The following is a 10,005-nucleotide window of genomic DNA, read 5'->3' as shown; positions in this document are numbered from 1 at the left end:
CCCCGAGCCCCTGCCCCTCGCCCTCCGCGGATCCCTCTCCGTCGGAGCCCGGCGGCGCGGAGCCCGGCGGCGCGGAGGCCGCCGGGGAGGAGCCGGGCGGCGAGCCGCCCTGCTCACCGTCCGGCGCCGCCGGAGGCTGACAGCACCTCGTCCAGGTCGTACCGCACCGGCTCCTCCAGCTGCGCGTAGGTGCAGCCGGAGGGGTCGCGGTCCGGCCGCCACCTGCGGAACTGGGCGGTGTGCCGGAAGCGGTCGCCCTCCATGTGGTCGTACGCCACCTCCACGACCCGCTCGGGACGCAGGGCCACCCACGACAGGTCCTTCTTGCCCGACCAGCGGCTCGGCGCCCCCGGCAGCCGGGCGCCCTCGTGCGCCTCCTCCTGGGCCCACCGCGCCCACGGATGCCCGGACAGGTCCGTCATCCGCAGCGGCTCCAGCTCCGCGACCAGTTCCTCGCGCCGCTTCATGGAGAAGGCGGCGCACACGCCGACGTGCTGGAGCGCGCCGTCCGCGTCGTGCAGTCCCAGCAGCAGCGACCCCACGACGGGACCGCTCTTGTGCCAGCGGAAGCCGGCGACCACGACGTCGGCGGTCCGCTCGTGCTTGATCTTGTACATCAGCCGGGCGTCCGGCCGGTAGGGCAGGTCGAGCGGCTTGGCCACCACACCGTCGAGGCCGGCGCCCTCGTAGGTCTCGAACCACTCCCGCGCCAGCTCCGGATCGGTGGTCGCGGGCGCCAGATGCACCGGGGGCCGGACCCCGGCCAGCGACTCCTCCAGCAGCCGCCGCCGCTCCCGGAGAGGCGTGTCGAGCAGCGGCTCGTCGCCGAGCGCCAGCAGGTCGAAGGCGACGAACGACGCGGGCGTGCGCTCCGCGAGCATCCGCACCCGGGAGTCCGCCGGGTGGATGCGCTCGGTGAGCCGGTCGAAGTCGAGCCGTCCGCCGTGCGCGATCACGATCTCCCCGTCGACCACGCACCGGTCCGGCAGCCGGTCCCGCAGCACCTCGGCGAGCTCGGGGAAGTACCTGGTCAGCGGCTTCCCGGTGCGGGATCCGAGGACGATCTCGTCACCGTCGCGGTGCACGATCGCACGGAAGCCGTCCCATTTGGCCTCGTACTGCATCCCCGGGGGGATCGTCTTCACGGACTTGGCGAGCATCGGCTTGACGGGTGGCATCACGGGCAGATCCATGGGCCGATTGTCCGGTATGCACCGCCGGAGGGCACGGCCTACGCTGACGGGCATGGCCCAAGCCGTGGAACTCGACGTGGGGGAGCGGACCGTCCGTGTGTCCAATCCCGACAAGATCTACTTTCCCGAGCCCGGTTACACCAAGCTGGACATGGTCCGCTACTACCTCGCCGTCGGCCCCGGCATCACCCGCGCCCTGCGGGGGCGGCCGACCACCCTGGAGCGCTACCCCGACGGGGTGACCGGCGAATCGTTCTTCCAGAAGCGGGTGCCGAAGTACCTGCCGGACTGGATCCCCACGGCGCACATCACCTTCCCCTCCGGGCGCTCCGCCGACGAGATGTGCCCCATGGAACCCGCCGCCGTCGTCTGGGCCGCCAACCTGGGCGCCGTCACCTTCCACCCCTGGCCGGTGCGCCGGGAGGACACCGACCACCCGGACGAGCTGCGCATCGATCTCGACCCGCAGCCCGGCACCGACTACGCCGACGCCGTGCACGCCGCCCACGAACTGCGCAACGTCCTCGACGAGGCGGGTCTGCGCGGCTGGCCCAAGACCTCCGGCGGCCGCGGACTGCACGTCTTCGTCCCGATCCGGCCGGAGTGGACCTTCACCCAGGTCCGCCGGGCCGCGATCGCCGTCGGCCGTGAACTGGAACGCCGGATGCCGGACCGGGTCACCACCAAGTGGTGGAAGGAGGAGCGCGGCGAGCGCATCTTCGTCGACTACAACCAGACGGCGCGCGACCGCACCATCGCCTCCGCCTACTCGGTGCGGCCCCGCCCCCATGCGCCCGTCTCCGCCCCGCTGCGCTGGGACGAGGTCGACGAGGCGCGCCCCGAGGACTTCGACATCCGCACCATGCCGGACCGGTACGCCGCACTCGGCGACGTCCACGCGGACATGGACGACGAGCGCTTCGGGCTGGAGACCCTGCTGGAGCTGGCCCGCAAGGACGAGGCGGACCACGGGCTCGCCGACCTGCCCTATCCGCCCGAGTACCCGAAGATGCCGGGCGAACCGAAGCGGGTCCAGCCCAGCCGCGCCAGGAAGTCCTGACCGGCGGCGCACGGCTGCCCCCTCCCCGSCGGGGAGGGGGCAGCCGGCCGTGTCCGTACTCCTACAGCTCCTTCACCCTGATGTTGCGGTACGAGATCACATCGGTCGTGCCGTGGACCTGGAGACCGATGTAGCCGGAGGCGTACCGCCGGCCGTCGGTGCCCGGGTCGTCCGACCGCGGCGGCTGGAAGACCTGCCCGCCGGTGTTGTCGAACTCGTTGATCAGCTTGCCGTTGCGGAAGACCGAGTAGTGCTGGCCCTCCACCCGGATCTCGTAGTCGTTCCAGGTGCCCTTGGGCGTCACACCGGCGCCGGCCAGGCCGACCCGGTCGAAGCCGTAGACGGAACCGGTCTTGTACATGTCGCCGTCGGGACGGTCGAGGACCTGGATCTCATGCCCGTACTTGATGGCGACCCACTCGGGCCGTGACTCCTCCGGGTTGTCGTGGACGTACGGGAAGCGGACGAAGACACCGCCGTTGGCGTTGCCCGTGCCCGGAGCGTCGTCCCGCCACTGGAGCTTGAGCGAGAAGTCGCCGTAGCTGCGCTGCGGGAACCACAGCATGCCCATGCCCGGCACGGTGGTGCTGCTGGTCATGGCGCCGTCGGCGCTCAGTTGGAACCTGCCGCCGCCCACGTGCTGCCACCGGGAGAACGTCTCCTGGGTGCCGTCGAACAGATCGCGGTACCCCTCCGTCTGGCCCGGCTTGCCGATGCCCGACTGCTTGGCGGCCCGGTAGATCTTACGGTGCTCACGGGTGTCGATCACCCCGTCGGCGAGCAGCCGGTCGACGACCGTGTCGACGTGCTTGAGGAACAGCGCGTGCGAGGACCAGTCCTTCTCGTCCTCGATCAGCTCGTTGATCGTGCAGCGGCTGCTGGTCATGCGGTTCGGTACGCCGGTGTCGACGCTGCCGACGATCACCGTGAGCCGCTCGTCGAACTCCGGGCAGGAGGGTGCGGGCACCCCGCCGCCCTCCGCGACGGAGAACGACACGCTCTTCGCCCCGGCGGTGTTGCCCGCCTTGTCCGTCGCCCGGTACAGCACCGTGTGGTGACCGACGCGGTCGACGATCACCGGTGTGGTGTAGGCGAGGTACGGGCCGCTGTCGAGCGAGTACTCGATCTTCTCGACGCCCGACTCCGTGTCGGCGGCCGACAGCGTCACGGTGGCGCTGGTGATGTACGCGCCGTCGGAGTTGCGGGTGCCGGCGACCTCTGCCGCCGTCACCGGTGCGGTGGTGTCCGGGTCCGGCGGGGTCACGACGGTGAACGACACCGACTTCTCGGCGGCCGCGTTGCCCGCCTTGTCGGTCGCCTTGTAGCGGACGGTGTGCGCGCCCGCCTCTTGGACCATCACCGGAGCGGTGTACGGCTGCCAGGCGCCGTCACCCACCGCGTACTCGATGGTGTTGACCCCCGAGCCGGTGTCGGACGCGGTCACGGTCACCGTGGCCATGTCCAGGTAGGCGCCCTCCTCGTCCTTCTCGCCGGAGACGGTCGCCGAGGTCTCGGGCGCCGTGGTGTCGTCGGTCGGCGGGGCGGCCACCGTGAACCCGGCGGACTTCTCGGCCGCCGTGTTGCCGGCCTTGTCCGTCGCCCGGTAGCGCAGGACGTGCGCGCCGACCTGGTCGACGACCACCGGGGCGGTGTACGGCTGCCAGGGGCCGTCGGCGCCCAGCGCGTACTCCACCTTCTCGACGCCGGAGCCCTCGTCGGTCGCGGCGATCGCCACCGTGGCCTGGCCGATGTACGCGCCGTCCGCGTTCCGGTCGCCCGTCACCTGGGCGGACGTCTCGGGAGCGGTGGTGTCGTCCCCGCCGCCGCCCTCGGTCACCGTGAGGATCCCCTGCATCTGGCCGTGGCCGGGGATCGTGCACTTGAACAGGTACCGGCCCGGTGTCAGCGTCACCTCGACGGAGTGCTTGCCGCCGTTCGCGTCGCCCGGGTTGGCGAGGATGTTCAGCGGGACGTCGTTGTTGTACTCGGGGTCGGAGACGTCGAACGTCAGCGTGTGCGGCATGCCGGTGGTGTTGCCGGTGGCCGTGCTGTTCTCGAAGACGATCGTCGTCGGTCCCGCCACCGCGGTGGTGGGGAAGGTCAGATACCGGTCGATCGGGTCACCGGCCGTCCAGGTCAGCACCTGGGCGGCGCCGGCCTGCCGGTCGTCGTCCGTCGTGCCGTAGGCGGCGGCCGAGGTCAGCCCCACGACCATCACCACCGCGGCGAGCAGTGCGGTCCACAGGCTCGCGCCTCTTCGTCCCAGGGTCACCGTGCCGCCTTCCTCGCGAGCTGGTCCGCGGCCGGCGTGGGCCCGCCGCCCTTGTACGTCACGCGCCACAGCGCGGAGTCCTTGTCGGAGGTGAAGAAGCCGCGCCCGTAGTCGAGGACGTAGAGCGAGCCGTCCGGCGCGAACTTCCAGTCCATCAGGTTGCGGATGCCGCCCTGGCCGACCGGCACGATCTTCTTCAGCGACTCGGCGTGCACCGGAAGGCCGCCCTGCCCGACCGTCCTCGGGTCGGTGAGCACCGCGTGGCGCGGCTGGTCGCCGTCGTAGAAGTCGCCCACGAACCACTTGCCGTCCCAGTACGCCGGCCACTTGACGTCGGAGGAGCTCGCGGCGTCGTAGCGGTAGACGGGACCGTTCATGGTCGCCTGCCCGCCGCCCTTGAGCCACGGCAGCAGCAGCTTCTGCTCCTCCTGCTTGTAGCTCGGGACGCCGTCGGCGTCCCTCGGGTAGTCCGGGCCGCCGCCCTGCGGCGAGTACCAGATGGTGTTGGCGGTGACCGGCGGCAGGTTGACCAGGCCGTCGTTGTTCGGCGACTCGTTCTTCGGCGCGTCGCAGTCGTACCAGCCGAGAGGCTTCGACGGGTCGGGCAGATTGCGGTCCCGGTAGGGCTGCTTGTTGCCCATGCAGTACGGCCAGCCGTGGTTGCCCGCCTTGGTGATGGCGGCGAACGTGTCGTACTTGGCCGGTCCCCATGTCGTCGACGGCGCACCCGCGTCGGGGCCGACCCAGCCGGCGTAGAGGATGTCCGTCTTCCGGTCGACGAAGATGCGCGCCGGGTTGCGGACGCCCATCACGTAGATCTCGCCGCGCGTCTTGCCGCCGCCTTCGGCGGTCTCCTCGCCCGTGAAGAGGTTCCCCGCGGGGAGGGTGTAGGTGCCGTCGTCCTCGGGGTGGATCCGCAGGATCTTGCCGTTGAGGTTGTTGGTGTTGCCCGCGGTGCGGCGGGCGTCGGCGAAGGACGTGCCCCTGAAGTTCGGCTCCGGGTTGTTGCCCGAGTAACCGCTGCTGAAGCCGGAGGAGTTGGTGTCACCCGTCGCGATGTACAGGTTGCCCTTCGAGTCCCAGGCCATCCCGCCGCCCGCGTGGCAGCAGCTGTGGATCTGCACCGGCCAGCTCAGCAGCACCTTCTCGCTCGCCAGGTCCAGTCTGTCGGTGGCGAGGTCGAGGGTGAAGCGGGAGACCCGCCGCTCGCCCATGTGGGTCTCGCGGTCGATCCGGGAGTGCGGCGTCCAGTGCAGGTACACCCAGCCGTTGGTCATGAAGTCCGGGTCCAGCTCGATGCCGAGCAGGCCCTCCTCGTTCTTGACCAGCTCGTCGCCGCCGCCCTTGTTGCCGAAGACGGTCAGCGCGCCGGCCTTGGTGACCTTCTTGTCGGCCGGGTCGTAGACGTGGATCTCGCCGTTGCCCTTGCCGATGTCGGGGTTGTTCCAGTCCGTGACCACCGGCACGGTGGCGTCCGCGCCGCCGCGCCCGATGTAGATCACCCGCCCGTCCGGGGCGACGACCAGGCCGTGGGGTTCGCCGATCTGGTCGTTCCGGCCGGGCTGGTTGGCCTGGGTGACGCGCTCGGCGGTGTAGTGGGCGTCGATGGTGGCCTTGCAGTCCGCCTGGGACAGCCGGGTCGTCCAGGCCAGCGCGCCGCGCAGATGGTCGCGGAAGTCGGCCTCGGCGAAGCTGTCGATCGTGCCGCCCATGCCGGTGTAGAAGGACCGGCCGCCGTCGTAGTCCCGGCACCAGGAGATCGGATGGTCCCAGCCGTTCGCCTTGTCGGCCGGCTTGAACGAACTCTCCTTCACCCGGGCGACCGTGTGCACCGAACCGGAAGGGTTCTTCGCCCAGTTGAACCACTTGTCCGGACGCTTCCACTCCAGCGGCAGCGCCGAGGTGGCCGGATGGCGGCGGTCGCCCACCTCCACCACGGCCCGCTGGGTGCTGCTCGGCGCGCCGGTGGGCCGGGCTCCGATCAGCCCGGTGAACCAGTCCGAGTAGGGCTCGGTCCGCGCGGCGTCGTGGACGCCGAGGAACCCGCCGCCCGCCTCCAGGTACGCCTCGAGGCCGGCCTCCTGCTCCGGGTCGAGCACGTCCCCGCCGCCGGTCAGGAACACCACGGCGTTGAACCGGCCGAGGCGTGCGGCGTTCGTGAAGACGGCCGGGTCGTCGGTGGCCTCCGTCCGGAACCGTCCGGCGGTGGGGCCGGTCAGCCCGATGTTCTCGATGGCCGCGATACCGGCGTCGACCGTGGGCGACTCCTGGGTCGCCGAACCGTGGAAGACGAGGACCCTCACGTTGGCCCCGCCCGGTGGGGACGGCAGGGACAACGTTGTCGCCGCGGTCGACGGCTCTTTCGGGTACGGCTCGGCCGACGCGGGGTTGCCGCCGAGCAGGGAAACGGTCAGGGCGCCGGCGCCGAGTGTCGCGGCGACAACGCCTGTTCTCGATCTCGACCGCTGATGTGGTGTGCGCTTCATGTGGTCACCCACCCCTCTGTGGTCACAACAACAGCCGTTGAAGCTAGACCTCTTTTCATGGTTCGCCAATAGGTATGACCGCAAGAGGACGAACTTTGTCCTGAGTGTGGATAAACACCTGCCGTCCCGCTACCGTGTGGGCCGTCCCCGGGGGCTCATGCCCCGTCAGCCTCCGCTACCGACTGGAGAGTTCGACATGGACAGACGCAGTTTCCACCGGCGCCTGCTCGCGGGCGGAGCGGTCGCCGCGACGGGCGTGACATCGTTGTCCCTCGCATCGGCCTCCGCCGGCGCCGCCCCCGCGGCGGCCTCCGCGCCGAGAACTGCCCCGGCCGGCGGCCTGGTACGCCACCTCAAGCTGTACGCGGAGAAACTGGCCGACGGACAGATGGGATACGGCCTGGAAAAGGGCAAGGCGACCATCCCCGGCCCGCTGATCGAGCTCAACGAGGGCGACACCCTCCACATCGAGTTCGAGAACCTGATGGACGTGCCCGTCAGCCTCCACCCGCACGGAGTGGACTACGACATCGCCAACGACGGCACGAAGATGAGCCGCAGTCATGTCGAGCCGGGCGCCACCCGCACCTACACCTGGCGCACCCACGCCCCGGGCCGCCGTGCCGACGGCACCTGGCGTCCGGGCAGCGCCGGCTACTGGCACTACCACGACCACGTGGTGGGCACGGACCACGGCACCGGCGGCATCCGCAAGGGGCTGTACGGGCCCATGGTGGTGCGCCGCAAGGGAGACGTGCTGCCGGACAAGCAGTTCACGATCGTCTTCAACGACATGACGATCAACAACCGTCCGGCCGCCCAGCCGCCCGACTTCCTGGCAACGGTGGGCGACCGGGTCGAGATCATCATGATCACGCACGGGGAGTACTACCACACCTTCCACATCCACGGTCATCGCTGGGCCGACAACCGCACGGGCCTGCTGTCGGGCCCCGAGGACGTCAGCCGGGTCATCGACAACAAGATCACCGGACCCGCGGACTCCTTCGGCTTCCAGATCATCGCCGGCGAGCACGTCGGAGCGGGGGCGTGGATGTACCACTGCCATGTCCAGAGCCACTCCGACATGGGCATGGCCGGACTCTTCCTGGTCGCCAAACCGGACGGCACCGTCCCGGGCCACGACGGGCACCACCCGGCCCCGGCCGCGCCGGGGCCGGACGGGGGCGGCGGACACGCGCACTGACGGACGACCGGTGCGAGGGGCTCCGGCCGGACCGCACCGGCACGGGTCCGGCCGGCGCGCGGGCGGGCCGCCGGTCCCGTAGGGTCGCGGTGCCGCTGTGACAGGACGGGCGGCACGGCGGTCCCCCGAGGCTGCCCGGGCATCCGCGAGGCGTCCCGGGGCACTCCCGGTGGGTGCGGGCGTGCCGCGTCGCGACCCACCGGGAGTGCCCCATGTCAGGTCAGTTCGAAGCGACCGTCGAGATCGACCGGCCCGTCGACGAGGTGTTCGCCTACCTCGCCGACGGGCGCAACGATCCGGAGTTCAGCCCCCGTGTCCTGCGGATCGAGCGGGTACCGGCCGGCCCCACCGCCGTGGGCACCGTCTTCCGGAGCACCGTCAAGGACGCGGGGATGAAGACCGCCAGGGAGTTCCGGGTCACCGCGCTCGAAGCCCCCCGCACGATCCGGTGGGCCGAGGTGTCGAGCAACAGCGTGACGGCACGGGAGGGCGGCTACGACCTGGAGCCCCTGCCGGGCGGCGGCACACGTGTCCGCATCTTCAACGTCCTGGAGGGCCACGGCCTGGGCAAGCTCCTCGTCGGCCTGGCGCTCGCCGCCGCCCGCAAGGACGCGCCCGCCTTCGGCGCCCGCATCAAGGCGGCTGTCGAGACGGCGATCGCCCCGCGCTGAGGCGGGCCTTCCTCGGTCACCGGAGCTGCCGTGCGGTCCGCCTCCCGGGCCGTGTCCGGATGTGACAGGGAATCGTCATTGCGGCCATGAGGCCCACCGGCGAGGATCGGTGCATGCCCCTTCCCCACCATGTCGTCGTCGCGGTCTTCCCCGGTGTCGACCTCCTCGACGTCACCGGCCCCGCCGAGGTGTTCGCCCTGGCCAACCGGGAGACCGGTGGCCGGGCCGGTTACCGGGTCCGGCTCGCCGGGCCCGTCGCCGGAGAGGTCCGCACCTCGGCGGGTGTGCGTCTGCTGACCGACGTGGCCTTCGCCGACGTCGGCACGGAGGTGGACACGCTGATCGTGCCGGGCGCGGTCGACATGACCGGGGACGGCCCCCGCGCCCGCGTCGACGAGGACATCGTCGCCTGGGTGAAGGAGACCGCCCCGCGCGCCCGGCGCGTGGCCTCCGTGTGCGTGGGCGCGCACGTGCTGGCCGCCGCCGGACTGCTGGACGGCCGGACGGCGACCACCCACTGGTCGACCGCGGCGCAGCTCGCCGCCGACCATCCCGGGGTCACCGTGGACCCGGACCCGATCTTCGTCCGCACCGACCACGGCCGGCTGTGGACCGGGGCCGGCATCAGCGCCTGCCTGGACCTCTCGCTGGCCCTGGTGGCCGAGGACCTCGGCGAGCGGACGGCCCTGGCCCTGGCCAGGCAGCTGGTCATGTACCTGAAGCGGCAGGGCGGCCAGAGCCAGTTCTCGGTGCCGCTCAGCCGGCCCGCCGCCGACCGCAGGGACATCGACGAGCTGCGTCTGTGGATGGCCGACCACCTCGACGAGGACCTGTCCGCCGCGGCGCTCGCCGACCGGATGTGTCTCAGCGAGCGGCACTTCGCCCGGGTCTTCGCCCAGGAGACGGGCACCAGCCCCGCCGCGTACGTCGAGGCGGCCCGCATCGAGGTGGCCCGGCGGCTGCTGGAGACCACCGACGGCCCCCTCGGGCAGATCGCGGCGGCGGCCGGACTCGGCTCGGTGGAGACCCTGCACCGGGCGTTCCGGCGCCGGCTCGCCACCACGCCGGCCGCCTACCGCCGCCGCTTCCGCACCCGCGCCGGCTGACCCCGGCCCC

Annotated in this window: 7 protein-coding genes; 4 read left to right on the top strand and 3 right to left on the bottom strand. The window is 71.5% G+C overall.

The annotated features are described in order from the left end of the window. Positions 1–113: 113 nt before the first annotated feature. Positions 114–1,193, bottom strand: coding sequence for an ATP-dependent DNA ligase (locus EAO77_RS33200; RefSeq protein WP_147992027.1), 1,080 nt, complete (start codon positions 1,191–1,193; stop codon positions 114–116). A 52-nt stretch (positions 1,194–1,245) separates the two neighbouring features. On the opposite strand from EAO77_RS33200, the gene ligD reads away from it, so the two are divergent. After that, positions 1,246–2,253: a non-homologous end-joining DNA ligase gene (ligD, locus tag EAO77_RS33195; RefSeq protein WP_147992026.1), complete on the top strand. Its 1,008-nt coding sequence runs from the start codon at positions 1,246–1,248 to the stop codon at positions 2,251–2,253. A gap of 61 nt (positions 2,254–2,314) precedes the next feature. On the opposite strand, the gene EAO77_RS33190 is transcribed toward ligD, so the two are convergent. Continuing rightward, positions 2,315–4,468 (bottom strand): OmpL47-type beta-barrel domain-containing protein, encoded by a 2,154-nt coding sequence (locus EAO77_RS33190; RefSeq protein WP_147992078.1) that lies wholly within the window; start codon positions 4,466–4,468, stop codon positions 2,315–2,317. Between the two features lie 53 nt (positions 4,469–4,521). Further along, positions 4,522–7,011 (bottom strand): ThuA domain-containing protein, encoded by a 2,490-nt coding sequence (locus EAO77_RS33185; protein WP_147992025.1) that lies wholly within the window; start codon positions 7,009–7,011, stop codon positions 4,522–4,524. A gap of 196 nt (positions 7,012–7,207) precedes the next feature. Here EAO77_RS33185 and EAO77_RS33180 point away from each other — a divergent pair, with 196 nt between their 5' ends. The 3 genes from EAO77_RS33180 to EAO77_RS33170 all read left to right on the top strand — a co-directional run bounded on the left by EAO77_RS33180 (position 7,208) and on the right by EAO77_RS33170 (position 9,995). Continuing rightward, positions 7,208–8,218 carry a multicopper oxidase domain-containing protein gene (locus EAO77_RS33180; RefSeq protein ID WP_147992024.1) on the top strand — a complete coding sequence of 337 codons (1,011 nt, stop codon included), beginning with the start codon at positions 7,208–7,210 and terminating at the stop codon, positions 8,216–8,218. A gap of 212 nt (positions 8,219–8,430) precedes the next feature. Then, the gene (locus tag EAO77_RS33175; RefSeq protein ID WP_147992023.1) at positions 8,431–8,889 is read left to right on the top strand and encodes an SRPBCC family protein; all 459 of its coding nucleotides are present in this window, start codon (positions 8,431–8,433) and stop codon (positions 8,887–8,889) included. Between the two features lie 113 nt (positions 8,890–9,002). Next, complete coding sequence (locus tag EAO77_RS33170; protein WP_147992022.1) at positions 9,003–9,995, top strand: GlxA family transcriptional regulator; 993 nt, start codon at positions 9,003–9,005, stop codon at positions 9,993–9,995. The last annotated feature ends 10 nt before the right edge of the window (positions 9,996–10,005 follow it).

This window comes from Streptomyces sp. T39 (assembly GCF_008042045.1).
In the GTDB taxonomy this organism is placed as follows: Bacteria; Actinomycetota; Actinomycetes; order Streptomycetales; family Streptomycetaceae; genus Streptomyces.
Note: the sequence above shows the minus strand (reverse complement) of the source record. Positions and strands in the feature narration are given on the sequence as shown.